The organism is Streptomyces sp. SS7, assembly GCF_037993025.1.
In the GTDB taxonomy this organism is placed as follows: Bacteria; Actinomycetota; Actinomycetes; order Streptomycetales; family Streptomycetaceae; genus Streptomyces.
In genome coordinates, this window is record NZ_CP141223.1 from 1062813 (window position 1) to 1088158 (window position 25346).

The 25346-nt window shown below is 74.3% G+C and carries 25 protein-coding genes, 2 tRNA genes and 2 pseudogenes; 11 read left to right on the top strand and 18 right to left on the bottom strand.

Annotated features, from left to right (window positions below; translation table 11 throughout):
• Positions 1-15: 15 nt before the first annotated feature.
• Positions 16-588: a TetR/AcrR family transcriptional regulator gene (locus tag U5640_RS04755; protein WP_340374542.1), complete on the bottom strand. Its 573-nt coding sequence runs from the start codon at positions 586-588 to the stop codon at positions 16-18.
• Between the two features lie 119 nt (positions 589-707).
• Positions 708-781, bottom strand: a tRNA-Pro gene (locus U5640_RS04760).
• Between the two features lie 138 nt (positions 782-919).
• Between U5640_RS04760 and U5640_RS04765 the strand changes: the two genes are divergently transcribed.
• The 3 genes from U5640_RS04765 to U5640_RS04775 all read left to right on the top strand — a co-directional run bounded on the left by U5640_RS04765 (position 920) and on the right by U5640_RS04775 (position 3149).
• On the top strand, positions 920-1444 hold the full coding sequence (locus tag U5640_RS04765) for a DUF309 domain-containing protein (protein WP_340384932.1): 525 nt from the start codon (positions 920-922) through the stop codon (positions 1442-1444).
• 45 nt (positions 1445-1489) lie between these two features.
• Positions 1490-2263 (top strand): precorrin-6A synthase (deacetylating), encoded by a 774-nt coding sequence (gene cobF, locus U5640_RS04770; RefSeq protein WP_340374543.1) that lies wholly within the window; start codon positions 1490-1492, stop codon positions 2261-2263.
• Positions 2264-2693: 430 nt separating this feature from the next.
• On the top strand, positions 2694-3149 hold the full coding sequence (locus tag U5640_RS04775) for a PaaI family thioesterase (RefSeq protein ID WP_340384934.1): 456 nt from the start codon (positions 2694-2696) through the stop codon (positions 3147-3149).
• Positions 3150-3178: 29 nt separating this feature from the next.
• On the opposite strand, the gene U5640_RS04780 is transcribed toward U5640_RS04775, so the two are convergent.
• Entirely contained in the window at positions 3179-3952 is a 774-nt protein-coding gene (locus U5640_RS04780) for a sulfite exporter TauE/SafE family protein (RefSeq protein ID WP_340374544.1), read from the bottom strand.
• A 124-nt stretch (positions 3953-4076) separates the two neighbouring features.
• On the opposite strand from U5640_RS04780, the gene U5640_RS04785 reads away from it, so the two are divergent.
• Positions 4077-4880, top strand: coding sequence for a lysophospholipase (locus U5640_RS04785; protein WP_340374545.1), 804 nt, complete (start codon positions 4077-4079; stop codon positions 4878-4880).
• 96 nt (positions 4881-4976) lie between these two features.
• Here U5640_RS04785 and U5640_RS04790 read toward each other — a convergent pair whose 3' ends face one another.
• Positions 4977-6230, bottom strand: coding sequence for an amidohydrolase (locus U5640_RS04790; RefSeq protein ID WP_340374546.1), 1254 nt, complete (start codon positions 6228-6230; stop codon positions 4977-4979).
• 368 nt (positions 6231-6598) lie between these two features.
• On the opposite strand from U5640_RS04790, the gene U5640_RS04795 reads away from it, so the two are divergent.
• A complete protein-coding gene (locus U5640_RS04795; protein WP_340374547.1) occupies positions 6599-6742 on the top strand; it encodes a hypothetical protein in 144 nt (47 codons plus the stop codon).
• 229 nt (positions 6743-6971) lie between these two features.
• Positions 6972-7225 (top strand): annotated as a pseudogene (locus U5640_RS04800) (LuxR C-terminal-related transcriptional regulator); the annotation flags it as partial.
• Between the two features lie 13 nt (positions 7226-7238).
• On the opposite strand, the gene U5640_RS04805 reads toward U5640_RS04800, so the two are convergent.
• Complete coding sequence (locus tag U5640_RS04805) at positions 7239-8093, bottom strand: Cof-type HAD-IIB family hydrolase (RefSeq protein WP_340374548.1); 855 nt, start codon at positions 8091-8093, stop codon at positions 7239-7241.
• Positions 8094-8242: 149 nt separating this feature from the next.
• Between U5640_RS04805 and U5640_RS04810 the strand changes: the two genes are divergently transcribed.
• The 5 genes from U5640_RS04810 (at position 8243) to murJ (ending at position 13908) form a co-directional block, all read left to right on the top strand.
• Positions 8243-9031: an SAM-dependent methyltransferase gene (locus U5640_RS04810; RefSeq protein WP_340374549.1), complete on the top strand. Its 789-nt coding sequence runs from the start codon at positions 8243-8245 to the stop codon at positions 9029-9031.
• Positions 9032-9088: 57 nt separating this feature from the next.
• Positions 9089-10492, top strand: coding sequence for a glutamine synthetase family protein (locus U5640_RS04815; protein ID WP_340374550.1), 1404 nt, complete (start codon positions 9089-9091; stop codon positions 10490-10492).
• A 1-nt stretch (position 10493) separates the two neighbouring features.
• Positions 10494-11627: an amidohydrolase family protein gene (locus tag U5640_RS04820; protein WP_340374551.1), complete on the top strand. Its 1134-nt coding sequence runs from the start codon at positions 10494-10496 to the stop codon at positions 11625-11627.
• Positions 11628-11642: 15 nt separating this feature from the next.
• Positions 11643-12182, top strand: coding sequence for an NUDIX hydrolase family protein (locus U5640_RS04825; RefSeq protein ID WP_107122106.1), 540 nt, complete (start codon positions 11643-11645; stop codon positions 12180-12182).
• A 91-nt stretch (positions 12183-12273) separates the two neighbouring features.
• Positions 12274-13908, top strand: a complete 1635-nt coding sequence (gene murJ / locus U5640_RS04830) for a murein biosynthesis integral membrane protein MurJ (RefSeq protein ID WP_340374552.1) — start codon at positions 12274-12276, stop codon at positions 13906-13908.
• Positions 13909-13912: 4 nt separating this feature from the next.
• On the opposite strand, the gene U5640_RS04835 is transcribed toward murJ, so the two are convergent.
• From U5640_RS04835 to U5640_RS04895, 13 genes and pseudogenes are all read right to left on the bottom strand, one after another.
• A complete protein-coding gene (locus U5640_RS04835) occupies positions 13913-14560 on the bottom strand; it encodes a sigma-70 family RNA polymerase sigma factor (RefSeq protein WP_340374553.1) in 648 nt (215 codons plus the stop codon).
• Between the two features lie 149 nt (positions 14561-14709).
• Positions 14710-14783: transfer RNA gene (locus tag U5640_RS04840), tRNA-Pro, on the bottom strand.
• Between the two features lie 97 nt (positions 14784-14880).
• A complete protein-coding gene (locus U5640_RS04845; RefSeq protein ID WP_340374554.1) occupies positions 14881-15237 on the bottom strand; it encodes an MmcQ/YjbR family DNA-binding protein in 357 nt (118 codons plus the stop codon).
• Between the two features lie 30 nt (positions 15238-15267).
• Positions 15268-15795, bottom strand: coding sequence for a GNAT family N-acetyltransferase (locus tag U5640_RS04850; RefSeq protein WP_340374555.1), 528 nt, complete (start codon positions 15793-15795; stop codon positions 15268-15270).
• Positions 15792-16373, bottom strand: a complete 582-nt coding sequence (locus tag U5640_RS04855; RefSeq protein ID WP_340374556.1) for a helix-turn-helix domain-containing protein — start codon at positions 16371-16373, stop codon at positions 15792-15794. The genes U5640_RS04850 and U5640_RS04855 overlap by 4 nt, the downstream gene beginning before the upstream one ends.
• Positions 16374-16419: 46 nt before the next feature.
• Entirely contained in the window at positions 16420-17322 is a 903-nt protein-coding gene (locus tag U5640_RS04860) for a LysR family transcriptional regulator (RefSeq protein WP_340374557.1), read from the bottom strand.
• Positions 17323-17353: 31 nt separating this feature from the next.
• Positions 17354-18547, bottom strand: a complete 1194-nt coding sequence (locus tag U5640_RS04865) for a glycine C-acetyltransferase (RefSeq protein ID WP_340374558.1) — start codon at positions 18545-18547, stop codon at positions 17354-17356.
• Positions 18548-18583: 36 nt separating this feature from the next.
• Positions 18584-19612 (bottom strand): L-threonine 3-dehydrogenase, encoded by a 1029-nt coding sequence (gene tdh, locus U5640_RS04870; protein ID WP_340374559.1) that lies wholly within the window; start codon positions 19610-19612, stop codon positions 18584-18586.
• Between the two features lie 189 nt (positions 19613-19801).
• Positions 19802-20362, bottom strand: a complete 561-nt coding sequence (locus U5640_RS04875; protein WP_340374560.1) for a GAF domain-containing protein — start codon at positions 20360-20362, stop codon at positions 19802-19804.
• 84 nt (positions 20363-20446) lie between these two features.
• Positions 20447-21106, bottom strand: a complete 660-nt coding sequence (locus tag U5640_RS04880) for an ATP/GTP-binding protein (RefSeq protein WP_340374561.1) — start codon at positions 21104-21106, stop codon at positions 20447-20449.
• Positions 21084-21455 carry a DUF742 domain-containing protein gene (locus U5640_RS04885; protein ID WP_340374562.1) on the bottom strand — a complete coding sequence of 124 codons (372 nt, stop codon included), beginning with the start codon at positions 21453-21455 and terminating at the stop codon, positions 21084-21086. The genes U5640_RS04880 and U5640_RS04885 overlap by 23 nt, the downstream gene beginning before the upstream one ends.
• A gap of 2 nt (positions 21456-21457) precedes the next feature.
• Entirely contained in the window at positions 21458-21892 is a 435-nt protein-coding gene (locus tag U5640_RS04890; RefSeq protein ID WP_340374563.1) for a roadblock/LC7 domain-containing protein, read from the bottom strand.
• 1106 nt (positions 21893-22998) lie between these two features.
• A pseudogene (locus tag U5640_RS04895) lies at positions 22999-25194 on the bottom strand (ATP-binding protein); the annotation flags it as partial.
• Positions 25195-25346 lie beyond the last annotated feature (152 nt).

The window sequence follows — 25346 nt, forward strand, 5'->3', positions numbered from 1 at the left end:
GGTGGCCCGGCCCGGTCAGGAGGAGACGGCGTGCACGATCAGCGAGGCGAGCTGTTCGTAGGCCTCCGCGTCGGTCAGCCCGGTGCGCGTCTTGAGCTCGCCCTGCTGGATCTGGCGCATCGTCGCGGCGGCGACCTCGCCGACGAAGGCGGTGTGCACGTCCCGGAAGGCACCGCCGGAGACCCCCTCGGCGATCAGCTGCCGCACCCGCTCCGCGGCCATCCGCGTATTGGCCTCGTACACCTCGCGGGCGGGCGGGAAGTCCGCCACGTCGTCGAGGAAGGCGCGCGAGAGCGGGCGCAGCTGCTCGGCCACGGTGGTGAGATACACCCGGACCCGGTCCGAGGGGTCCACGGTCTGCGCCACCCGCTTCTCCACTGCCTCCGTCGCACCGCGGAAGTAGTGCTTGACCGCCTCGACCACCAGCCCCTGCTTGCTGCTGGCGAGCTGGTAGAGCGTGGTCTTCGAGCAGCGCAGCCGCTCGGCGAGGTCGTCGAGGGTGAGGGCGGCGAACCCTTCCGCCGTCAGCAGCGCGACGAGTCGTTCCAGCAGGTCGGCCTGTCGGGCGGTGCGGCGGGTGGACGGCATGGGCCCAGCGTAGTCCCCTTGTTACCGCCCGGTCAGCAGTGCCCGGCGTCCGTGACGGGGACGGCGAAAAGGCCGTACCGGATGCTCCGATACGGCCTCTGACCTGCTGTGCCAGCAAGTCGGGACGACAGGATTTGAACCTGCGACCCCTTGACCCCCAGTCAAGTGCGCTACCAAGCTGCGCCACGTCCCGGTGCGCGACCCTCGCGAAAGTTCCGCGTGATCGCGCGAACAGCACTTTACCCCACGACGGGCGCCACACCGAAAGGGAGCCGGGCGCGGGACAATCGGGCGCATGGACCGTACGGACCGCAGGGAGCGCGTGGACGGCATGGAGAGCACTCGGAGCGGCGCGAGGGACGGCGCGACCGGCGGGGCCCGGGACCGGGACGGCGCGGGGCGGGCGCGCAGTGCGCGGCCCCGGGACGGCCTCGGGCGGCCCCTGCCGTACGGGGCACGAGGGGTGGCGCGCCAGCCCGAGGGGGTCGTGCGCGGCCCCCGGCAGACCGTCACCGAGGCGCAGGCGCTGCTGGACGCGGGGAAGCCGTTCCACGCGCACGAGGTCTTCGAGGACGCCTGGAAGACCGGCCCGGAGTCGGAACGCGGCCTGTGGCGCGGGCTCGCCCAGCTCGCGGTCGGCCTGACCCACGCGGCCCGGGGCAACCTCACCGGCGGTCCCCGGCTGCTGCGGCGCGGCGCCGGGGCCGTGGAGGAGTGGGCGGCCGGCACGGGGGCGGCGCGGCCGCACGGGATGGATCTCCCGGGGATCGTCCGGTGGGGACGGGCGCTGGCGGACGAGGTGGAGCGGACGGGGGCGGCCGTGGACGCGGGACGGTGTGCGCCGCGGTTGCGGTGACTCCCGGCCCCGTCACGGCCGGTGGCGTACGGCAGACTCGGTCGCGTGCGAAAGATTCATGTCATCGGTATCGGCGCGGGCGACCCCGACCAGCTCACCCTCCAGGCCGTGCGGGCCCTGCGGGCCACGGACGTGTTCTTCGTCCTGGACAAGGGCGAGGTGAAGAGCGACCTGACGCGGCTGCGCCGGGACATCCTCGAGGCCCATCTGCCCGAGGGCGGCTACCGGGTGGTCGAGGCGCCCGACCCGGAGCGGGACCGCGGGGCCGGCGGGGCCGCCTACTCCCCCGCCGTCGGCGACTGGCGCAGCGCCCGCGCGGACATCTACGAGCGGCTGATCACGCAGGAGCTCGGCGAGGACCAGAGCGGCGCGTTCCTGGTGTGGGGCGACCCCGCGCTCTACGACAGCACCCTGGGCGTCCTGGAGGAGGTGCTGGCCCGGGGCACGGTGGCCTTCGACCATGACGTGGTGCCCGGCATCAGCAGCGTCTCGGCGCTGGTCGCCCGGCACCGCACCGGTCTGAACCGGGTGGCGCGCCCGGTGCAGATCACCACCGGACGACGGCTCGCCGAGGGGTTCCCCGAGGGGGTGGACGACGTGGTGGTGATGCTGGACGCCCACCAGGCCTTCCGGCGGTACGCCGAGGAGGACATCGACATCTACTGGGGCGCCTACATCGGCACGCCGGACGAGATCCTGGTCTCCGGCCCGCTGGCCGAGGCCGGCCCCCGGATCGAGCGGGCGCGGGCCGAGGCGCGCGAGCGCAAGGGCTGGATCATGGACACCTACCTGCTGCGCCGCAACCCGGGCGAGCGGTGACCCGGCACGGCGTCCTCCCCTCCCGCCTGCGCGGGCACCCTCCGGCCGCGCCCCGGGGGCGCGCCTTCGCCGCGGGCGCGATGTTCTCGTCCTCTCGCCGGGCATGTCCACCCGCGTGCGTGCCCCGCTGAGCCCGCGGGCCGCGCACGAGGCCATGGTCACGGCCCGCAGCCACGGCGGCCATGAGGCGCCGGCCGCCGGCCTCGTGGACCACGCGGTCGACGAGGACGCCGTACGCACCACGGCCGTCGGCCTCGCCGTGGCCCAGTGCGGCGAAGGCGGGCGACGCCCTGCGCACCGCACCGTCAAGTCCCCTCACGTCCCCCTGTACGTCCACGTGCGGCGCCCCTGCGCGAGCGGCAGAACCCGCTCGGCGACTGAGCACCCCCGCCGTACGGCGACACCGGCAAGCCCTCGAAAGGACCCCCGCGTGACCACCACCGACCCCTCCGCCCTGTCCGGCCTCGAACTCCTGCGTCTCGTCCGGGACGGACGGCTCGGCGACCGGCCGTCCATCGGGCGGCTGCTCGGGATGCGCTTCGACGAGGTGGAGCAGGGGCGGGTCGTGCTCTCGCTCGACACCCGCCCCGACTTCGCCAACCCGCTCGGCACCGTGCACGGCGGCATCGCCGCGACCATGCTGGACTCGGCCCTGGCCTGCGCGGTCCACACCACCCTGCCCGCCGGCACCGGCTACACCACGCTGGAGCTCAAGGTGAACTACATCCGGCCCGCCCGCACGGACGGCCAGACCCTGACCGCCGAGGGCACCGTCGTCCACGCGGGCCGCCGCACCGCCACCGCCGAGGGCAGGGTCGTCGACGAGGAGGGCCGGCTGATCGCCCACGCCACGACCACGTGCATGATCCTCGGGCCGGGCGACTGACCCGGCCGGCCCGCGGGCGCGAACACCCCCTACGGCCGCAGCAGTTGCAGGCCGCCCAGCACGGTCGCCGCGATGACCAGCCGCTCGAACAGCCGCTGGTCGATGCGGTGGACCGCCCACCTGCCGAGCAGGGCGCCGGGGACGACGAACAGGGCGAGCGCGGCGTCCAGGAGCAGCGAGGGGCCGTCGATCAGGCCGAGGCCGGCGCTGAAGGGCACCTTCGAGAGGTTGACGACGAGGAAGAAGAAGGCGGAGGTGCCCAGGAAGCCGAGTTTGCGGAAGCCCGCCGAGAGCAGGTACATCGACATCACCGGGCCGCCCGCGTTGGCGACCATCGTGGTGAAGCCGCCGAGGACGCCGTAGGAGCGGGCCTTGACGCGGCCCGCCCGGGTGACCACCGCGTCCGGGTCGACGGGCGTCTCGGCCGTGCGGCGGCGCCACACGGTGACGGCCGCCATCAGCAGCAGGATCGCGCCGATCGAGGTGCGCACCACCCGGTCGTCGGCCCACAGCAGGAACACCGTGCCGAGGACCACCCCGGCCGCGACCGCCGGGAACAGCCGCCACAGGGTGGGCCAGTGGGCGTGCCGCCGGTAGGTGAGGACGGCCAGGACGTCCCCCGCGATCAGCAGCGGCAGCAGGACACCGGTCGACGCGCGGGCCGGCAGGACCGCCGCGAAGATCGCCAGGCTGACCGTGTTGGCGCCGCTGACCGCCGTCTTGGAGAAGCCGACCAGCAGCGCCGCGAAGGCGAGGGCGGCGAACTCCCAGCCGGTGACGTGCCACAGATTCATCGTGTTCATGCGGGGACCGATGCTATGCGCACGTATCCGACGTCGTAAGAACCGTCTCGCCAGATGGCGGGGGCACCGGCCGGGGGCCTGAGAGGATCCCTGGGTGGCGGCACCCGATCCAGTTGGAGGAGCCATGGCCGAGCACGTCCTCGCGGGCACACGCGGCGCGATCACGGCGCACGTGTGGCCGAACCCGTCAGCCCGCTACCTGGCCCTCGTCGCGCACGGCTACGGCGAGCACGCCCGCCGCCACGAGCAACTCGCCGGTGTCCTGACCGCGCACGGCGCCGCCGTGTTCGCACCCGACCACATGGGGCACGGCAGGTCGGACGGCGAGCGGGTGCGGATCGAGGACTTCGAGGACGTGGTCACCGACGTGCGGGCCGTCGTGGAGCTCGCCCGGGCCGCCCACCCGGACCTGCCGCTGGTGATGATCGGGCACTCCATGGGCGGGCTGATCGCCGCCCGCTACGCCCAGCGGTACGGCACGCCTCTCGCCGCGCTCGTCCTGTCCGGGCCGGTCATCGGCACCTGGGAGCTGCCCGGACGGCTGCTGGCGCACGCGGAGATCCCCGACGTCCCCGTCAGCCCCGCCGCCCTCTCCCGTGACCCGGCGGTCGGGACGGCGTACGCGGCGGATCCGCTGGTCTGGCACGGGCCGATGAAACGGCCGACGCTGGAGGCCTTCGTACGGACCCTGGAGACCGTCGCCGCCGACGGCCCGGCCGGCACACTGCCGCTGCTGTGGCTGCACGGCGACGCCGACCGGCTGGTCCCGCTGCCCGGCAGCCGCATCGGCGTCGAGCGGCTCGCCGGGGGCCCGCGGACCGAGCGGATCTACCCGGGCGCCCGTCACGAGGTGTTCCACGAGACGAACCGGACGGAGGTCTTCGCCGACCTGACCGGCTTCCTGGACGCGGTCCTGGACGGGTCCTAGACGGCCGCTCGACGGCACCGTCGGCGTCGCCCCCCGGCGGGGCCCCGACCGGGCGCGGCGGACGCGGCCCGCCCGCTGGGGCCCGCGGTCAGCCGGTCATCCCCCGGCCGTCGCCAGCCGGGACAGCGCCGCCGACACCAGCGTGCGCACCCCCGGCACCAGCACCGCGGTATCCGGCGCGAACAACGGGCTGTGGTTTCCCGGCACGTTGGCGAACTTCTCCGTCAACTCCTCACCCGGCGCAGCCTCCCAGACGGCGGCCGGGGTGGAGGTGACGTACCAGTAGTCGTACGGCACGCCCTGCGGCGCGAGGAGCGAGAAGTCCTCGCTGCCCATCGTCCCGCCGAAGTCGAACACCGTGTGCTCGCCGAAGAGTCGCCGGTGCACGGCGGCGATCTCGCCGTCCAGGACGGGGTCGTTGACGGTGGTCGGGCAGCCGGGCAGGACCGTGACCTCGGGCGGCACCGGGCAGCCCGCGGCCGCGCACTCCGCCTCGACGATCCGGCGGACCGCGGTGAGGACGCGCTCGCGCACCCGGTGGTCACGGGTCCGTACGTTCAGCGAGAGCCGTGCCTCGGCCGGGATGATGTTGGGTTGCGTCCCGGCGTGGAAGGAGCCCACCGTCACCACCGCCGACTCGCCCGCCGCGACCTCCCGGGAGACGACCGTCTGCAGCCGGGTGACCACATACGCGGCCGTGACCACCGGGTCGACGGTCGACTCGGGCCGTGAGCCGTGGCCGCCGACCCCGTGCACGACGACGTCGACGTCGTCCGAGGCCGCCAGGGTCGGCCCGGGGGTGTGCGGGTAGAAGCCCGCGAGCCCGGGCGCCGCGTGCTGCCCGAACAGCACGTCGGGGCGCGGGAACCGCTCGTGGACGCCGTCCGCGACCATCGCGGCCGCCCCGCCCTCCGCCTCCTCGGCCGGCTGCCCGACCACGACGAGGGTGCCGGACCAGAGGTCGCGGGCGGCGGCGAGGGCCTCGGCCGCCGCGGCCAGCCAGGTGATGTGGAGGTCGTGGCCGCAGGCGTGCATCACCCCGTCGACGACCGAGGCGTACGGCAGCCCGGTCGCCTCCCGCACCGGCAGCGCGTCCATGTCGCCGCGCAGCCACACCACCGGCCCCTCCCCGTGGGCGAGCACCCCGACCACACCGGTGCGGGCGACGCCCTCGGTCACCTCGTACCCGGCGGCCCGCAGCCGGCCGGCGAGCCGCGCCGCGGTGCGGTGCTCCGCGAAGGCGAGTTCGGGGTGGCGGTGCAGGTCCCGGTAGAAGTCCTCCAGGTCCCCCTGGCGCAGACCCGAGGTGATGTCCCGGGTGAGCCGGGCGACGACGGCCGGATCGGTCATAGCGGGAGGGTAAGCGGTGGTCGGCCGAACGGTCGAGGAACCGGCCCACCCGATCCCGGCCGTTCGGCCGAGGCGCGGGGCGGCCCCGGACGGCGAGGCCGGAGCCGCTCCTCCCCCTCCCCCTCCCCCTCCCCAGGAGTACGCGATGCTGTCCAGCACGTTCGCCGTGGGCGCGATCGGAGGCGCCGCGGCCGTGGTGGCCGTCGGCGGCCTCGGCACCCGTCTGCTCTCCGGTACCGAGTCGAGGACCGGACTCGACTCCCGCACCACCGTCCTCGTCGACGGTCACAGGGCGCTGGCCGCGAACATCGTCGCCGGCCGCGCCGAAGGCCTCTACCACCCGCTGCCGTGGGTCGGCGGACGTCGCGGTGACCTGTCCGCGCGGTCTGCAGGCGGTGGCCGGCGCCACCCTCACCTGCGTCGGCAGGAAGAGCGGCGGGCGGGCGGTCGACATCCCCGTCACCGTGCTGAAGGCGTCCGCCCACTGCGTCACCTGGAAGTTCACGCGATGAGCACGGTCCTGGCCGCCGACGCCGGGATCGTCCGCCCCGACGGCGGTCAGGTGCTGCTGCGGGGCAGGCGGCGGGAGGCGGCGGGCGCCCCGGCCGCCGGCTGGGAGCGCATCGACACGCTCGGGAGAACCGGCTCAGCGCGCTGCGCCGCTCCCGCTTCGGGTTCGTGTTCCAGTTCGGCCAGTCGCTGCCCGAACTGCCGGCGGAGGAGAACGTGGCGCTGCCGCTGATGCTGGAGGGCGTCCCGCGCCGGAAGGCCGCCCCGCGCCCGGCCGCCGCCGAGCCGCTCACCGACCGTGAGCTGGACGTCGTCCGCCTGGCTCCCTGGGCCGGACGAACGCGGAGATCGCCGCCGGGCTGTACGTCTCGCTGTCGACGGTGAAGACGCATCTCTCCGGCGTCCAGCCGAAACTGGGCGCCCTGAACCGCGTGGAGATCGCGGCCTGGGCCCGGCAGCACGGCCACGCCGGGCCGCGCTCCTGAGCCGGACCGCGGTTCAGAGGTCCAGGAGGCGGGTGATGGTGCGCAGGACCCCGTTGTCGTTGTTGGAGGGCGCGAGGTGGCGGGCGCGCTCGACGACCCGTGGATGGGCGTTGGCCATGGCGAAGGACCAGTCGGCGGCGTCCAGCATCTCCAGGTCGTTGAGGTAGTCGCCGAACACCATGGTCTGCGCGGGGGTGATGCCCAGCTCGCGCTGGAGGCTGCGCAGGGCGGCTCCCTTGTTCGCGGTGCGGTTCATGACGTCCACCCAGTGCTCGCCGGAGACGACGACCTGGTGGGTGTCCGCGAGGGGGGCGAGCCCGGGGGCGGTGGTCTCCTCGGCGGCGCCGAAGTCGAACAGGGCGACCTTGATGACGTCGTCGTCGACGGCGGTGAGGTCCTCGACCGGCTCGCAGCGCAGGTAGTACCGGCGCACCTCCGCCAGGAAGGCCTCGTCGGCCCGCTCGACGTACGCCGACCGCTTCCCGCAGACGACGGCGCCCAGGTCGACCCCGTCGGCCGCGAGGCCCCGCGCGGTGTGCACGATCCGCGCGGTCACGGCCGGCTCCAGCGGATCGGAGCTGAGTTCCCGCCCGTCGCGCACCACATAGGTGCCGTTCTCGGCTATGAACACCATCCCGTCGGCGACCTCGGCGAACTCCGCCGCCAGGGTGGCGTACTGGCGTCCGCTCGCCGGGCTGAACAGCACCCCGCGCTCCCGCAGCCGCGCCAGCGTGTCCCACAGCCCGTCCGGGACGCGCTTGTCGTCGTCGAGCAGCGTGCCGTCCATGTCGGTGACGACGAGCCGGATGTCGAGGGGACCGGCCGGGAGCTCGGGGGCGGGCGGCCGGGGGGCGTGCGAGTAGGGCATGTCCTGCTTCCTGTGCTGCGGGCGCGCGCGCCGCGACGGGGGTGACCGGATTGTCACCCTACCGGGGGACCCCGCGAATCCCGGGACAGCGATGATCATGGGCGGCACAATGGACAGCCGGACGGTCGGTCGTACGAAGGAGCGGTGACGTGGGCGGTGCACGGCTGGACACCAGCGTGGCGCACAACGCGCGGGTGTGGAACTACTGGATCGGCGGCAAGGACAACTACGAGGTCGACCAGCGGGTCGGCGAGCACGTGGCGGGCATGTTCCCGCTGATCCGGGACATCGCCCGCGCGGACCGCTGGTTCCTGGGCCGGGCGGTGCGCTTCCTCGCCGAGGAGCGCGGGGTGCGGCAGTTCCTGGACGTCGGCACGGGGCTGCCGACGGCCGACAACACGCACGAGATAGCGCAGCGGATCGCACCGGACTCGAAGATCGTGTACGTCGACAACGACCCGATCGTGCTGGCGCACGCCCGCACCCTGCTGACGGGCACCTCCGAGGGCGCCACCGACTACATCGACGCCGACGTCCACGACCCGACGGCGATCCTCGAACGGGCCTCCGGCACGCTCGACTTCGACCGGCCGGTCGCGGTGATGATGCTGGGCATCCTGAACTTCGTGCTGGACTACGAGGCGGCCCGGGACATCGTCCGCAAGGTCATGGCGCAGGTCCCGGCCGGCAGCTACCTGGTGCTCACCCACCCCACGCACGACGCGGAGGTGGGCGGCGAGGGCCAGATCCCCGCGATGAAGTTCTGGAACGAGAACGCCACCCCGCCGATCACCGCCCGCTCCGGAGCGGAGATCACCGCGTTCTTCGACGGCCTGGAACTGCTGGAGCCGGGCCTGGTGTCCTGTGCGCGCTGGCGTGCCGACGACGCGGCGGCGACGGCGGTGCCGCAGTACGGCGCGGTGGCCGTGAAACCCTGAGCACACGGCACTCCCCCCGTGCCGGTACCGCCCGACGGACGAGCCCGCGGAGGACGTATGACCACCCTTGCCGACCCCGTCCCCGGCGGGCGTCCCTCAGACGTGGAGCGGGCCTCGGCGCTGAGCGGGGAGCTGTCCGGCGCGGGCGTGCACGGGATCGTCCTGTCGTACGTCGACACCGCGGGCGTCGGCCGGGTGAAGGCGGTCCCGGCGACGGGGCTGGCGTCGGCCGTGGCATGGGGCGTCGGGATGTCGCCGGTGTTCGACACCTTCCTGGCGAACGACCACATCGTCACCACGGACGTCCTCGGCTCCCCCGACGGCGATCTCAGGCTGTTCCCGGACCTGGACCGGCTGGTGGCGCTGGCCGCGCAGCCGGGGTGGGCGTGGGCGCCGGTCGACCGCCTCACCCAGGACGGCGAGCGGCATCCGGGCTGCTCGCGCACGTTCCTGCGCCGGATCGTCGCCGACGCCGCCCGCGACCACGGACTGCGCTTCCGGGCCGCCGTCGAGATCGAGTGGGCCGTGGGACTGGACTCCGCGCCCGCCGGGGAGTTCGTCCCGGCGACCACGGGACCGGCGTACGGCGCGACCCGCATGGTCGAACTGGGCGACTACACCGCCGATCTGCTGACGGCGTGCGAGGCACAGGGCGTGACCGTCGACCAGATCCACCCGGAGTACGCGCCGGGCCAGTTCGAGATCTCGGTGGGCGCGCTGGACCCGGTGGCGGCGGCCGACCGCAGCGTCCTCGTCCGGCAGACGATCCGCGCGGTGGCCCGCCGGCACGGGCTGCGGGTCTCCTTCTCCCCCGCCGTCGCCGCGGAGGGCGTCGGCAACGGCGGGCACGTCCATCTGTCCGCCTGGCGCGACGGCCGCAACCTGCACTCCGGCGGCGAGGGGCGGCACGCACTGACGGCCGAGGCCGAGTCCTTCGCCGCGGGCGTCCTCGCCCGGCTGCCCGCCCTGACGGCGGTGACCGCGCCCAGCCCGGCCAGCTATCTGCGGCTCAAACCCTCCCAGTGGGCGGGGGTGTTCACCGCCTGGGGCCTGGAGACCCGCGAGGCGGCGCTGCGGGTCGTACGGGGCACCGCGGGGCGGCGGGCGGAGCAGGCGAACCTGGAGGTCAAACCCGTCGACCTGGCCGCCAACCCCTATCTGCTGCTCGGCTGTCTCATCGCCGCCGGACTGGACGGGCTCGCCGCGCGGGCCGAGCTCCCCGAGGAGATCACCGGCGACCCGGCCCGCCTCACCGCCGAGGAGGCCGCCGCCAAGGGCGTCCGACGGCTGCCCACCTCGCTCGCGCAGGCGGTCGCGGAGTTCCGGGAGGACGAGGTGCTGCGGGCCGCGCTGGGGCCGGTCCTCGCCGACGCGGTGACCGCCGTACGGCAGGGCGAGATCGACGCGACCTACGGGCTGGACGACGCTCAGGTGGCCGCCGCCTACCGGTGGGTGTACTGAGGTGGGCGCCGGACCGGTCCACGAGGAGCTGGCCGCGCTGGAACTGGTGGACCACCACTGCCACGGGGTGACCACCGGCCCCCTGGACCGGGCGGGCTTCGAGTCGCTGCTCACCGAGGGCGAGTCCTGGCCCGGCGTCTCCTCCTTCGACACCCCCGCCGGGATCGCCGTGCGCCGCCACTGCGCACCCCTGCTCGGCCTCGACCGGCACGCCCCCGCCGACGCCTATCTGGCCCGGCGTGCCGCGCTCGGCCCCGAGGAGGTGAACCGGCGCTTCCTGACGGCGGCCCGCACCGGGGTGTTCTGCGTCGACACCGGTTTCGCCCCGCTCCCGCTCACCCCGCCCGCCGCACTGGGCCGGGCGGGCGGCGGCGCCGCGCTGGAGGTCGTACGGCTGGAGTCGCTCGCGGAGTCCGTGGCCGCGCGGGGCGTCGACGCCGGCGGGTACGCCGACGCGTTCCGGGCGGCCGCGCTGGAGGCGGTGCGGCCGCCGGGCGTGGTCGGGGTGAAGTCGGTGGCCGCCTACCGCACCGGCTTCGACCTGGACCCGGCCCGCCCCGCGGACGCCGAGGTCACCCGGGCGGCCCGGCGGTGGCTGGCGCGCGGCGGCCGGCTCGACGCACCGGTCCTGGTACGGCACCTGCTGTGGACCGCCGTCGACCTCGGCCTGCCGCTGCAGCTGCACACGGGCTTCGGCGACCACGACATCCGGCTGCACCGGGCGGATCCCGCACATCTGACGGACTGGCTGCACCTGATCGCGGGAACGATCCCCGTGCTGCTCCTGCACTGCTGGCCCTACCAGCGGCAGGCCGCCTACCTGGCGGCCGTGTTCGAGCAGGTGTATCTCGACGTGGGGCTGACCCTGCACCACGTCGGCCCGGTGCGGGCGCGGACGGTGCTGGAGGAAGCGTTGGAGATCACACCGTTCCGCAAACTGCTGTACAGCTCCGACGCCTACGGTGTGTCGGAGTTCTACGCCCTTGGAGCGCTGGCGTTCCGCCGCGGTCTCGGAGACCTCCTCCAGGACCGGGTGGACGCCGACGAACTGAGCCTGCCCGACGCGCTGCGCCTGGCGCGCTGGGCCGGAGCGGACAACGCCCGCCGGGTCTACCGGCTTCCCGACGGACACTGAAAGTATGATCAAGCAATGTCAGACTTGACCGAGACCACGCCCGGCTGGCTGAGCGCAGACGAGCTCGAGATGGCCCGCGCCCGCATGCCGATCCTGTACGTCGAGGCCGTGCCCGTGCGCGTCGACGACAGCGGCGAAGTCGTCAGCATCGGACTGCTGCTGCGCATCGGACCCGACGGAAACGTCAGCCGGACCCTGGTCTCCGGCCGGGTCCTGCACCACGAGCGGGTCCGCGACGCCCTGTTGCGGCACCTGGAGAAGGATCTCGGACCGGTGGCGCTGCCCCGGCTGCCGGCCTCCCTCCAGCCGTTCACGGTCGCGGAGTACTTCCCGACGCAGGGCCTCACCCCGTACCACGACCCCCGTCAGCACGCGGTGTCGCTGGCCTACATCGTGCCGGTGACCGGTGACTGCCAGCCCCGCCAGGACGCCCTGGACCTGGTCTGGTTCGACCCGCAGGAGGCGGCCTCCCCGGCGGTGCAGAGCGAGATGCCGGGCGGTCACGGGTTCCTGCTGCGGCAGGCGCTGGCCCACGTGGGTCTCTCGGCGTCCTGAAGCGCCGTGGCCCCGCCGCCCGGTCCGCGGACAACTGGCCCCGGGACGAGTCGAGTTGGTCGCCCGGATCTTGATGTCGTAGCTTGACCCGATGGGGGCTACGACACAGGAGCGGGTCGCAGGACGTTCCGGCGGGGCGGCGAGGTCGTCGGCGCTGATGGCGCTGGGCACCGTGGTGTCCCGGGCGACCGGGCTGATCCGGCAGGTGCTCCAGGGCGCCGCGCTCGGCACCGGTCTGCTGGCGACCACGTACAACACGGCGAACACCGTGCCCACCAGCCTGTACACCCTGCTGATCGGCGGCGCGCTGAACTCGGTGCTGGTGCCGCAGCTGGTGCGGGCCCGGTCCGCGCACGCCGACGGCGGCCGGGCGTACGAGCAGCGGCTGGTGACGCTGGTGCTGTCGGTGCTGGCCGTCGGGACCGCGCTGGCGGTGTGGGCGGCGCCGCAGATCGTCAGCGTCTACCTGCGCGACACCCCGGACCGGCACGCGGCGTACGAACTCACCGTCGTCTTCGCCCGGTTCCTGCTCCCGCAGATCTTCTTCTACGGGCTGTTCAACATGTACGGCCAAGTCCTCAACGCCCGCGAGAAGTTCGGCGCGATGATGTGGACACCGGTCCTCAACAACATCGTGCTGCTGGGGATGTTCGGCGCCTACCTCGGCCTGCTGACCGTGCCCACCCGGGTGCAGGACATCACCGAGGCGCAGGTGCGCCTCCTCGGCATCGGGACCACGGCCGGGATCGCCGTACAGGCGCTGGCGCTGGTGCCGTTCGCACGGGCGGCCGGGTTCCGGTTCCGGCCGCGCTTCGACTGGCGCGGCTCGGGTCTCGGTTCGGGCGTGCACGCCGCCAAGTGGACCCTGCTGTTCGTCCTGACGAACCTCGTCGCCCTCACGGTCGTCACCAACTACGCGAACGAGGCCGACCAGGCCCTGCCGGACGCCGGCGCGGGCTACACGGCGTACACCTACGCGCAGACCGTCTGGATGCTGCCGCAGTCGGTGGTCACGGTGTCGCTGGTGACCGCGCTGCTGCCGCGGATGAGCCGGGCGGTGGCCGAGGGCCGGATCGCGGACCTGCGCGCCGATCTGTCCCGGGGGCTGCGGGTGAGCGGGGTCGTCGTCGTGCCCGCCGCGTTCCTGTTCCTGGCGCTCGGTCCGGGGATCGCGACGCTGCTGTTCGCGCACGGGGCGGCCGACGCGGCATCCGCGCAGCCGCTCGGGCAGATGCTCCAGGCGTTCGCCCTGGGTCTGATCCCGTTCTCGGCGCAGTATCTGCTGCTGCGCGGTTTCCACGCCTTCGGGGACACCCGGACGCCGTTCCTCATGGCGGTGTGGATCGCGGCGGTGAACATCGCGCTGGCCACCGCCTGCCATCTGCTGCTGCCGGTCCGCTGGGCGGTGACCGGCATGGCCGGCGCCTACACCGTGTCCTACCTGGCCGGACTCGCCCTGACCGCACGGCTGGTGCGCCGGCGGGTCGGCGGCCGGCTCGACGACGGGGCGCTGCGCCGGACGTACACCCGGCTGATGTGCGCCTCGGCCCTGGCGGCGGCCTGCGGCTGGGCGGCGGACCGGGCGTGCGGCGCGTGGCTGGGCGGCGGCACGCTCCCCACCGCGCTGGCGCTCACGGCGGGGACCGTCACCCTCGGCGCGGTCTATGTGACCCTGTCCCGCCTGCTGAAGGTGGAGGAGCTGCGGCAGCTGGGCCGGCTGCGCTGACGCCTCACCGGGTGACCTCTGCGGCGAGGGCGGCGCGGGCGCGGGCCACCCGGGAGCGGACCGTGCCCACCGGACACCCGCTCACCCGGGCCGCCTCCTCGTAGGGCAGCCCCAGCATCTGCGTCAGCACGAAGGCCTCCCGCCGGTCGGCGGGCAGCGCCTCCAGCAGGGCGCGCAGGACGATCCCGTCGTCGAAGCCGGGCAGCCCGCGCGGCTGGGCCAGCTCCACGGCGGACCGCCAGTCCGGCAGGTCCGCGAGGCGGGGGCGGGTCGCGGCGCAGCGGTAGCCGTCCATCACGGCCCGGCGGGCTATCGACAGCAGCCAGACCCGCGCCGAGCACCGCCCCTCGAACCGGTGCAGACTGCCCAGCGCCCGCAGGAAGGTGTCCTGCGCCAGGTCGTCCACCGCCTGCGGGTCGGCGCACAGATGGGCGACGTAGCGCAGCACGTCCCGGTACAGCGCCTGCACGAACTGCTCCACCGCCCCGGCGTCCCCCTGCCGGGCGGCCAGGGCGAGAGCGGTGGTTCGCTCGTCGGCGAGGTCGTCCCGGTGGCCGCGGCGGCGGGTGCCGTGCCGCGCGGACTTGACGTGGTCGCGGTGGCTCTCGTGCCTGCCGGTCTTCTTCTCGCGTGGCCTCACCCCGGGATTCATGGGGCCTGATCCTGACAGCGCGCCCACGCGTGATGACCGGGGTTGGGCGAATCCACAGCTCCCCCCGGGCTGCTCACAGGCGCGCGGCGGGCGGGCGCAACGCGAAAAAGGGCCCCGCGGGCTCTCACCCGCGAAGACCCTTCGCTCTGTCGGGACGACAGGATTTGAACCTGCGACCCCTTGACCCCCAGTCAAGTGCGCTACCAAGCTGCGCCACGTCCCGTTGCCCGTCTGACCTGGGGTTTCCCCTGGGCGGACGTGCAGGGAAACAATACCGCACTCGGGTCGGTGGTCGCGCACCCGTTTCCGTACGGGGCGGGTCAGGCGCGGGGCAGGCCCAGGTCGGGGTAGGCGTCGAGGAGGCGGGGCGGGGCGGCCTGGCGCCAGGAGTCGGCGAGGATGTCGCGCAGCTCGTCCTCGTCCTCGACGGCGGCGAGCCGGGCCCGCACCCAGGCGAACTGGGCCTCGTGGGCCGCGATCCAGAACTTCTCGGGCTCGGCGAGGGCCAGCTCGTCGCGCTCCTCCTTGGGGCAGCGCACGGCGAGGGACGTCTCGTCCTCGGGCAGCGTGGCGAACATCTTCCCCGCCACCCGGAACGTGGGCATGTTCCAGGCGACCTTCTCCGTGGTGTCCGGCAGGGCGAGGGCGATACGGCGTACGTCTTCGGCGTCGGGCATGCTCCGCACCGTAACCGCTGCCACTGACAGTCAGCCGCTGGTGAGACGTTTGTAGTAGAGGGTGGTGGGGCGCAGGACTCCGGCCGGGTCCGCCGCGTAGTCGGGGATCACGCCCGCCCTGGTCCAGCCGGCGGTGCCGTAGAGATGCTCGGCGGGGCTGTCGGTCTCGGTGTCCAGGTGGAGCAGCGTGACACCGGCGGCGCGGGCGGCCCGCTCGGCGGTGGCGAGGAGGGTGCGGCCGAGGCCCCTGCCGCGGGCGTCGCGGTGGACCATGAGCTTGACGAGTTCGGCGCGGTGGCGGCTGTTGGGTTTGTCGGGAAAGGCGAGGCTGACCGTGCCGATCACCCGGTCCGCGTCGTACGCCGCCCAGACCGCGAGGCGGCCGGCGTCGGCGCCCTCGGCCCGCTCCCGCCACCAGGCGAGTGCCTGGGCGGTGTCCAGCGGTGCCAGGAAGCCGATCGACGCGCCGTCCGCCACGGTGTCGACGAGCAGGGCGGCCAGCTCCTCCGCCGCGCGGAAGAGATCGGCGCCGGCAAGGAGCCGCACGGTCGCCGTCACGGCAGCACCACCGCCAGCGCATAGCGGACCTCGGTGTCGCCGGCGCAGCGGAACCGGGTCGGCCCCCACACCCGCAGGCGCAGGCAGTCTCCGGTGTCGAGGTGGTGCTCGTCGTCCTGGACGGTCAGGGCCAGGGCGCCTTCCAGGACCCAGACGTGCTGTTCGAGGCCCGGTACGGGCGGGCGGTCGTAGGCGAGGTCGGCGCCCGGCGCGAGCCGTCCCTCGACGAGTTCGCCGCGCAGTCCGCGGTGCGGCGGGGACACGGACCGGCGGACGAAGCCGGCGCCGCGGTCGTGCCACACCTGCTGGTCGGCGGCCCGCACCAGGAGCGCGGGCTCCGTCTCGACCTCGCTGAGCAGCTGGGACATCGTCCGCCCGTACACCGCGCACAGACGGTTGAGGAGCGAGGCGGTCGGGCTGATCTCGGCCCGTTCGGCGCGGGAGAGGGTGGAGCGGCTGATCCCGCTGCGTTGCGCCACGTCCCCCAGGGACCAGCCGTGTTCGGCGCGCAGGGCGGCCAGGCGGGCGCCCAGCCGGGCATCGACGGCGTCCGGGGCCGCCTCCTCGGTGTGTCTCATATCCGGGAAGTTATCCCGGATATGAGACGGGCGCGTTACGGACGGCTCACACCCGCGCCGCCTCCCGCAGCGCGTCCAGCACCGGCAGGATCAGCGGGTGCTCCTCCGCGCCGCGCCGTACGGCGGCGAAGACGCGGCGGGTCGGGGCCGCGCCGTCTATCGGGCGGACGACGACCCCGGTGAGGTCCATGCCGCGCAGGGCCGAGCGCGGCACGAGCGCCACCCCCGCGTCGGCCGAGGCGAGGGCGACGACCGCGCGGAAGTCGTCGGAGGAGTGTTCGAGCCGGGGCTGGAACCCCGCGTTCTCGCAGGCCAGGACGACCACGTCATGGCAGGGGTTGCCGGGGTAGGGGCCGATCCAGGCGTCCTTGGCCAGCTCCGCGAGGGGGACCTCCTCGGCGTCGGCGAGGCGGTGGGTGACCGGGACGACCGCGTCGAAGGGCTCGGCGTACAGCGGGACGTGCACGAGCCGGGGGTCGTCGGCGGCCGGGGCGCCCCGGTACTCGACGGCCACGGCGACGTCGACCTGGCGATCCAGGACCATCGGCAGGCTGGCGTCCCCCTCGGCGTCCTGGACGCGGATTCTTATCCCGGGCGCGCTGCGGGCCAGCCGGGCCACCGCGGGTGCCACGACCAGGGCGATCCCGGTCGCGAAGGCGGCGACGGTGACCGTGCCGGCCTCACCCGAGCTGTAGGCGGCCAGCTCCGCCTCGGCCCGCTCCAGCTGGGCGAGGACCGCGTGGGTGTGGGTCAGCAGGATCTCGCCGGCCGGAGTGAGCCGTACGCCCTTCGCGCCGCGCTCCACCAGGCGGTGGCCGGTCTCCTGCTCCAGCGCGGCGAGCTGCTGGGAGACGGCGGAGGGGGTGAGGTACAGCGCGGCGGCAGCCGCCGTCACGGTGCGGTGGTCGGCCACCGCACGGAGGATGTGGAGCCGCCGCGCCTCGATCATGGGACCGATTATCGCAATATGTCGGGGCTCCTCAGCCCTCCAGTTCCGCGCGCGCCGCGACGAAGGCGTCCACCGCGCGGTCGACGTCCTCGGTGGAGTGCGCGGCCGACAGCTGGACCCGGATCCGGGCCTGGCCCTGCGGGACGACCGGGTAGGAGAAGCCGATCACGTACACCCCGCGCTCCAGCAGCAGTTCGGCCATCCGGCCCGCCTTCGCGGCGTCGCCGATCATCACCGGGGCGATGGCGTGGTCGCCGGGGAGGACGTCGAAGCCCTCCTCGGTCATCCGGCGGCGGAACAGGGCGGTGTTCTCCCTCAGCCGCACGCGCAGGTCGTCGGCGGACTCCAGCAGGTCGAGGACCTTCAGGGAGGCGGCCGCGATCACCGGGGCGAGGGTGTTGGAGAACAGGTACGGGCGGGAGCGCTGGCGCAGCAGGGCGACGATCTCCGCGCGGGCGGCGACATAGCCGCCGGAGGCGCCGCCGAGGGCCTTGCCGAGGGTGCCGGTGACGATGTCGACCCGGTCCATGACGCCGTGCAGCTCGGGGGTGCCGCGGCCGCCGGGGCCGACGAAGCCGACGGCGTGCGAGTCGTCGACCATGACCATCGCGTCGTAACGCTCGGCGAGGTCGCAGATCTCGCCGAGCGGCGCCACATAGCCGTCCATGGAGAAGACGCCGTCGGTGACGACGAGCCGGCGGCGCGCGCCCGACGCCTCCTTCAACTGGCGCTCCAGGTCCTCCAGATCACGGTTGGCGTACCGGAAGCGGCGGGCTTTGGACAGCCGGATGCCGTCGATGATCGAGGCGTGGTTGAGGGCGTCGGAGATCACCGCGTCCTCGGGGCCGAGCAGCGTCTCGAAGACGCCGCCGTTGGCGTCGAAGCAGGAGGAGTACAGGATCGTGTCCTCCTGCCCGAGGAACGCCGACAGCCGGGCCTCCAGCTCCTTGTGGACCTCCTGCGTACCGCAGATGAAGCGCACGGACGCCATGCCGTAGCCCCAGCGGTCCAGCGCCGCGTGGGCGGCGGCGACGACCTCGGGGTGGTCGGCGAGACCGAGGTAGTTGTTGGCGCAGAAGTTCAGGACCTCACCGGGACGGCCGCCCGCGGTGACGGCGACGGTCGCCGACTGCGGGGTGCCGATCACCCGCTCGGGCTTGTGCAGTCCGGCGGCGCGGATCTCGTCGAGGGTGGTGCGCAGGTCGTCGCGCACGGAGTCGAACATGGGGGAAGCTCCTTGGGTGCCTTCGCCGAAAGGGGTTTACGCGGTCCAGTCGAGGATGACCTTGCCGCCGCGGCCGCTCGCCGCGTCGGCGAACGCCGCCTCGAAGTCGCGGTACCCGTACCGGCCGGTGATCACGGGGGCCAGGTCGAGGCCGCCCTCCAGCAGGACCGACATCGCGTACCAGGTCTCGAACATCTCCCGGCCGTAGATGCCCTTGATCGTGATCATGGAGGTGACGATCCGGGCCCAGTCGACCGGGAACTCCTCCGCGGGCAGCCCGAGCATGGCGATCCGGCCGCCGTGGGTCATGTTGGCGATCATGTCGCGCAGGGCCTCGGGCCGGCCGGACATCTCCAGGCCGACGTCGAAGCCCTCGCGCAGCCCGAGCTCGCGCTGGCCGTCGGCGACGGACGCGCGGGAGACGTCGAGGGCGAGGCTCGCGCCGATCTTGCGGGCCAGGTCCAGTCGCTCCTCGCTGACGTCGGTGACCATGACGTTGCGGGCTCCGGCGTGCCGGGCGACGGCGGCGGCCATCAGACCGATCGGGCCGGCGCCGGTGATGAGGACGTCCTCGCCGACCAGCGGGAAGGACAGCGCGGTGTGCACGGCGTTGCCGAACGGGTCGAAGATCGCGGCCACGTCGAGGTCCACGGGCACGCGGTGCACCCAGACGTTGGAGGCGGGCAGCACGACGTACTCCGCGAAGGCCCCGTCGCGGCCGACGCCGAGGCCGACGGTGGCCCGGCACAGATGGCGGCGCCCGGCGAGACAGTTGCGGCACTTGCCGCACACCAGGTGTCCCTCGCCGCTCACCCGGTCGCCGACGGCGATGTCGGTGACGTCCCGCCCGGTCTCCACGACCTCGCCGACGAACTCGTGGCCGAGGACCAGCGGGGTGCCGATGGTCTGCTGCGCCCAGCCGTCCCAGGCCCGGATGTGCAGATCGGTGCCGCAGATGCCGGTCCGCTGCACCTTGATCAGTACGTCACCGGGGCCGGCCTCCGGCTCCGGGACGTCCCGGAGCCACAGCCCGGGCTCCGCCTTCTCCTTGACCAGCGCCTTCAAGCTGCGGCTCCTGTGGTGAGGGCCCCGGGGGCGCACGGGCGGGCCGGGGGCGCCCCGCTGCCGGGGAGGGGGGGTGGATTCGCTCAGCAATCTGCCGCATGCCACCGGCCCCGGTCCATCGAGCTTTTCTTAAGCGGAGCAACAGCTTTCCTTCACGCCCTGATCTTGGACCCGGCGTGCGCACCGGTGCTACGGCCGTGCGGTGCCCGTCTCCAGCCGTACGACGAGGTCGGCGGCGCTCGCCTTGATGGTCTCCAGGCCGGGCGTGCCCCAGCGCCGGGGCGCGAGGTCGGCGACGCACACCGTGCCGAGGACCGTGCCGGTCGTGTCGATGAGCGGGGCGCCGAGGTAGGAGCGGATGCCGTACTCGTCGACGACCGGGTTGCCCGCGAAGCGCGGGTAGTCGCCGACGTCCTCCAGGACCAGCGCCTTGCGCCGGACGGCGACGTGCGGGCAGTAGCCGTACTCGCGCGGCAGGCGCCGGCCCACCTCGGGCTTTCCGCCGCGGGCCGGCTCGCCCCCGGGCGGGGTGTGCAGCCCGGCGAAGAACTGGCCCTCCGCCCGCAGGAAGTTGACCATGGCGTAGGCCGCGCCGGTCAGCTCGGCGAGGTGCTCGGCGAAGGTGTCCAGGGCGGGCTCCGGCCACTCCCCGAGGCCGAGTCGGCGCAGCCTCTGGGTGCGGGCGGGGGCGTCCCGGTCCTCCGGGGTGAGCAGCAGTCGACCGGCCGGGCGGGACGGCTCGTAGCTCATGGGCGTGCTCCGGGCGGGCGGCCCGGGGCGCCGGGGCGGTGGGCGTGGGTCGTCATCTGCGGCTCCATGACAGGGGATGCGGGGTCACATGGTGGCGCCGCGGCTCGGCTGGGGTGCCCCCGGTGCGTGGGCGATGAGGTGCCGGACGAGGGTGAGCAGGGTCTGCACCCCGGAGGCGGAGATCCGGGCGTCGCAGCGCACGATCGGGATGGCCGGGTCCAGGTCGATGGCGGCGCGCACCTCCTCCGGGTCGTAGCGGTGTGCGCCGTCGAACTCGTTGACGGCGACGATGAAACCGAGGCCGCGCTCCTCGAAGAAGTCGACGGCCGCGAAGCACTCCTCGAGGCGGCGGGTGTCGGCGAGGACGACCGCGCCGAGGGCTCCCTCGGACAGCTCGTCCCACATGAACCAGAACCGCTCCTGTCCGGGCGTGCCGAACAGGTACAGCACATGCTGCGGGCCCAGGCTGATGCGGCCGAAGTCCATGGCGACGGTCGTCTCGACCTTGTTCTCGATGCCGTCGAGGTTGTCGGTCGCGGCGCCGGCCGTGGTGAGCAGTTCCTCGGTGCTGAGCGGGGCGATCTCGCTCACGGCGCCCACGAAGGTGGTCTTGCCGACCCCGAAGCCGCCCGCGACGAGGATCTTCAGGGCGGTCGGAAAGGGGTCGGCGCGGCCGTCGTCGTAGCGCCCGTACGTCTCCCGCGCGTCGTACGCGTCGCTCTCAGAGCTGTCGTCGTAGTCCATCGAGCACTGCCTCCAGTAGGGCCCGGTCGGTGGGGTTGTGGTGGAACTCGGGGGGCTTGGTGGTCAGGGCCCCGCAGTCGACGAGGTCCGACAGGAGGACCTTGGTGACCGCCGCCGGCAGTTTCAGATGGGCGGCGACCTCGGCGACCGGGACGGGGGCCCGGCACAGGTCGAGGGCCTGTGCGTGCTCGGGGCCGAGATAGCCGAGGGGTCTTGCTCCGGTGGCCATCACCTGCGACATGAGGTCGAGGGTGACGGTGGGCTCGGTGCGCCCGTTGCTGACCGTGAAGGGGCGCACCAGCCGTCCGGCCGCGTCGTCGAGCCAGGGCCCGTCGCCGGCCGCCGCCACGCTCAAGTTCCCGTCACCGACGCATCGACGGCGTGCTGCCGGGGCGCGGTCGTCAGGTACGGCCGCACGCTCTTCACCAGCATCGCCATCTCGTAGCCGAGGACGGCGGCGTCGGCCTCCCGCCCGGCGAGCACGGCGAGACAGGTTCCGGAACCGGCGGTGGTGACGAACAGCAGCGTCGCGTCGAGCTCGACGACGACCTGGCGTACGTCCCCGCCGTCGCCGAAGCGGAGGCCCGCACTGCGGCCGAGGGAGTACAGGCCGGAGGCCAGGGCGGCCATGTGGTCGGCGCTGTCGGCGTCGAGGCCGTGGACCGACTTGACCAGTCCGTCGCAGGACAGCAGTACGGCGCTGCTGGTGTGCGGTACGCGCTGCACGAGGCCGCTCATCAGCCAGTCGAGATCGGTTGCCTGGCCGGTCGGCGCGTCGCTCGCCATGGTGGATCGACTCCTTGGGTTACGAAGGTCTGCGGGAGCGCGGGGGGCGGGGGTGGGCGTGGGGCTCATCCGGCGGGTGTGCTCCCGTCGCGCCGGGGGGTGGGGTGGTCGGAACCGGGATCGGAGCCCTGCGCGGCCCCGGCCGCCTCGTCCATCACGCCGTACGCCCAAGGGGCCCCGGAGGCGTGCGCGGAGGGCACCGCGGCTATCCGGGAGGGGGCGCCGGGGGGTGAGACCGGGGCGGACCGGGGGGACGGGGCGGTGGAACCTTCGGGGGCGGACTCGGGGGCCGCCGCGCGTCGGCGAACCGGGGCGGCGGAGCCGTCCCAGGCGGACGCGGACGACGGAGCGGAAGACCTGCCCACGGCCGAGTCGGACAGCGGGACGGCGGGCCCGGCCCAGGCGGTCGCGGGGGCACCGGTGGCGGACGCGGACGACGGAGCGGAAGACCTGCCCACGGCCGAGTCGGACAGCGGGGCGGCGGGCCCGGCCCAGGCGGTCGCGGGGGCGCCCCCGGTTGTGGACCCATGGGACGTAGCGGTGGAGCCGTTCGGGGCGGACCCGGGCACCGGGGCGGCGGACCCGCGGAGCAGGGTGGCGGAGCTGTCCCACGCAGTTGCGCCGGCCCTGGCCGCAGACCCGGGCGACGGGGTGGACCTGTCCAAGGCGGAGTCGGGCAGCGGGGCGGCGGGCCCGGCCCAGGCGGTCGCGGGGGCGCCGGGGGCGGACGCGGACGACGGGGCGGAGGACCCGTCCCCGCCAGACTCGGGCACCTGGGCGGCCGACGCGCGGGACGAGGCGGCGGAGCCGTCGGGGGCGGACTCGGGGGACGCGGCAGCAGGTCGGTGGGGCAGGGCGACGGGTGACTCCGGCGTTCCGGGCCGGTCGAACGGGCCCGGGGCCGGGTAGGCGCTGCGCTCCAGGGGCTCCCACTCCGGGAGCGGTACGGCAGACCGCGGCACCTCCGCCTCCAGGCTCTGCTGCGCCTCGGCGAGGCCGATGCCGCGCTGGAAGGCGGCCATCAGCCCGGGGTCGTGCCCGACCACGGGCTGCTCGGCGTCCGGGCGGGGCGCGGGGCCGCCGCGCAGCTGGGGCACGATGTGCTCCTGGGCACGGCGCCGGGGCAGTCGCGGCTTGCCCATGGCGCCGCGCACGTCACCGGAGCGCGGGACCGGTGCGACGCCCGCGTTCTCCTCCACGACCCTCCGGTCGGCCGGCCGGATGCCGGGCACGGCGTCGGCGGGATTGGGCCGGTCGTGCCGCTCCCCCCGCACGGGCAAGGGCCCGGTTCCTCCGGGGAAGCCGGAATCCCGACGGTGCTCGGAGGCGGCTTCGGACGAGGGGAGGAGAGGGGATCCGCCGGCAGCCGGCGCGATCGGGTCGGTGCCGCCGCGGAGCCGGGCCGATCCGCGGGAACCCTCCGTGGCGGGGTTGTTCCGCGAGGAGTGCGGTGCGGCGAGCGGGTGCGCCGCCGCCGTGGTGGTGACGGTGCGCTGCGGCTGCGCCGACCCCGGAAGCCGCTCGGTACCGCCGGTGTTCCGCTGTGGCGAAGCCACCGGAGGACCCGCCGCGCCCCCGGCGGTCGACGGCCGTTCCGGAACCGCAGCCCCCTCCGCACGGGGCTCCTGCCCAGCCGCGGCGTGCGGCCGCCGAGGCGGAAGCGGAAGCCGCTCCGTACCGGACGGATTCCGGTGCGGCGCGGCCACCGGAGGACGCTCCCTGCCACCCGTGCTCTGCGGCTGCGAAGCCGCCGGAGGCCGCACCCCGCCCCCCGCGTCCTGCGGGCGAGGCGGAACCGGAAGCCGTTCCGCACCGGACGGATTCCGGTGCGGCGCGGCCACCGCAGGGTGCCCCGTACCGCCCGGGGCCGGCGGGCGGCTCGTGTCGTGAGCGTTCCGCGGGCGGGCCGGCGCCTGGATGCGGTCCCAGCCGCCCGTGTCCTCCCCCTGCGGCGGAGCCGGCCGCTGCGGTGTCGTGCCCTGCGGCCGGGGCGCCGGCGGCCGGGGCCCGGCGCCCGGCTGCGCCGGTCGGCGTCCCGTGTCCCCGCCCTGGCGCGGCAGTTGCCGCGCCGCCGTGGCATCCGTGGCCGGGGCCTGCCGCTGGTCGGCGGTGGCGAAGGGGTCCGGGGCGAGGGGATCGCGGGCCGGTACGAGGGCTCCGGCGGCGCCCCCGAGCAGGGCCTGCGGGACGACGAGAACGGCCTGGACACCGCCGTAGATGTTGGACTGGAGCCGGACCCGGATGCCGTGCCGCCGACCGAGCTGGGAGACGACGTACAGACCGATGCGGCCGTCGGCCAGCAGGCGGCCGACGTTGACCTGGTCGGGGTCGGCGAGCAGCGCGTTCATCCGGTCCTGCTCCTCGACGGGCAGGCCGAGGCCCCGGTCCTCCACCTCGACGGCGAGCCCGGAGGTGCACAGGGTGGCGCGCAGCAGCACCTGGGTGTGCGGGGCGGAGAACACCGTGGCGTTCTCGACGAGTTCGGCGAGGAGATGGATGACGTCGGCGACGGCGTGCCCGCGCAGCTCGCCGTCGATCGGCGGGACGAGCTTGACCCGGGAGTACTGCTCGACCTCGGCGATGGCGGAGCGCAGCACCTCGGTCATGGAGACGGGGTTGCTCCACTGCCGCCGGGAGACGGCCCCGCCGAGGACGGCGAGGTTCTCGGCGTGGCGGCGGATGCGGGTGGCGAGGTGGTCGACGTGGAAGAGACCCTTGAGCAGCTCCGGGTCCTCGATCTCGTTCTCCAGCTCGTCGAGGATCGAGATCTCGCGGTGCACGAGGGACTGAAGCCGCCGCGCGAGGTTGACGAAGACCTCCAGTTTCTGTTCGCTGCCCGCCTGGCTGGAGAGCTGGGAGGCCTGTACGACGGCCGTGACGGCGCCCGAGTGCGCGCGGGCGAGGTCGGCGGCGAGCAGTTCGAATTCGTCGGCGTCCGCGGGCGGGGCGCCGCGCGACCTGCGCCGTTCCGGCACCTCGCCGCGGCGCAGCGACTCGACGAGCGCGCACAGGTCGGCCTCGGCGCGCGCGCTGCTGCGGCGCAGGGCGGCGACGCGGTCGCCGACCGAGCGGGCGGCACGGTCGGCGGCGACGGCGGCGACGAGGATGCCTACGCCGGTGACGGCCACCGCGCCGGCCAGCACCGTCCACAGGACGGGGCCGGGCCGGGTGCCGGTGGAGCGCACGGTGAACAGCACGACCGCGCAGGCGCTGAGCGCGACGGCGGTCGGCGGCAGCACGGCGAGTCGTAGCAGCTGGGGCCTGAGGTGCGTCTCGGCCGGCACGGGGGCGGTGCGGGCCACCGGCCGTCCGTGCCGCCCGCCCTCACGGCGGTCTGCGCGTGCGACGGGTGCGCGGAGGTGAGACATCGGTGTCCTCGTACTGGTCCGTGGGCCGGTTTTCTGGCGCGGGTACGCACGGCGGGCATACGCCGGCGGCCACTCACAGTAGTCAC

Excerpts from the sequence above, each read along its gene's own strand:
- U5640_RS04865 (WP_340374558.1), bottom strand. The coding sequence starts at position 18,547 with ATGTTCGACTCCGTGCGCGACGACCTGCGCACCACCCTCGACGAGATC.
- U5640_RS04805 (WP_340374548.1), bottom strand. The coding sequence starts at position 8,093 with ATGCCCTACTCGCACGCCCCCCGGCCGCCCGCCCCCGAGCTCCCGGCC.
- U5640_RS04875 (WP_340374560.1), bottom strand. The coding sequence starts at position 20,362 with ATGAGCTACGAGCCGTCCCGCCCGGCCGGTCGACTGCTGCTCACCCCG.
- U5640_RS04825 (WP_107122106.1), top strand. The coding sequence starts at position 11,643 with ATGTCAGACTTGACCGAGACCACGCCCGGCTGGCTGAGCGCAGACGAG.
- U5640_RS04755 (WP_340374542.1), bottom strand. The coding sequence starts at position 588 with ATGCCGTCCACCCGCCGCACCGCCCGACAGGCCGACCTGCTGGAACGA.
- U5640_RS04835 (WP_340374553.1), bottom strand. The coding sequence starts at position 14,560 with ATGAATCCCGGGGTGAGGCCACGCGAGAAGAAGACCGGCAGGCACGAG.
- murJ (WP_340374552.1), top strand. The coding sequence starts at position 12,274 with ATGGGGGCTACGACACAGGAGCGGGTCGCAGGACGTTCCGGCGGGGCG.
- U5640_RS04790 (WP_340374546.1), bottom strand. The coding sequence starts at position 6,230 with ATGACCGATCCGGCCGTCGTCGCCCGGCTCACCCGGGACATCACCTCG.
- U5640_RS04855 (WP_340374556.1), bottom strand. The coding sequence starts at position 16,373 with ATGAGACACACCGAGGAGGCGGCCCCGGACGCCGTCGATGCCCGGCTG.
- U5640_RS04780 (WP_340374544.1), bottom strand. The coding sequence starts at position 3,952 with ATGAACACGATGAATCTGTGGCACGTCACCGGCTGGGAGTTCGCCGCC.
- U5640_RS04860 (WP_340374557.1), bottom strand. The coding sequence starts at position 17,322 with ATGATCGAGGCGCGGCGGCTCCACATCCTCCGTGCGGTGGCCGACCAC.
- U5640_RS04815 (WP_340374550.1), top strand. The coding sequence starts at position 9,089 with ATGACCACCCTTGCCGACCCCGTCCCCGGCGGGCGTCCCTCAGACGTG.
- U5640_RS04765 (WP_340384932.1), top strand. The coding sequence starts at position 920 with ATGGAGAGCACTCGGAGCGGCGCGAGGGACGGCGCGACCGGCGGGGCC.
- U5640_RS04890 (WP_340374563.1), bottom strand. The coding sequence starts at position 21,892 with ATGGCGAGCGACGCGCCGACCGGCCAGGCAACCGATCTCGACTGGCTG.
- U5640_RS04845 (WP_340374554.1), bottom strand. The coding sequence starts at position 15,237 with ATGCCCGACGCCGAAGACGTACGCCGTATCGCCCTCGCCCTGCCGGAC.
- U5640_RS04880 (WP_340374561.1), bottom strand. The coding sequence starts at position 21,106 with ATGGACTACGACGACAGCTCTGAGAGCGACGCGTACGACGCGCGGGAG.
- U5640_RS04785 (WP_340374545.1), top strand. The coding sequence starts at position 4,077 with ATGGCCGAGCACGTCCTCGCGGGCACACGCGGCGCGATCACGGCGCAC.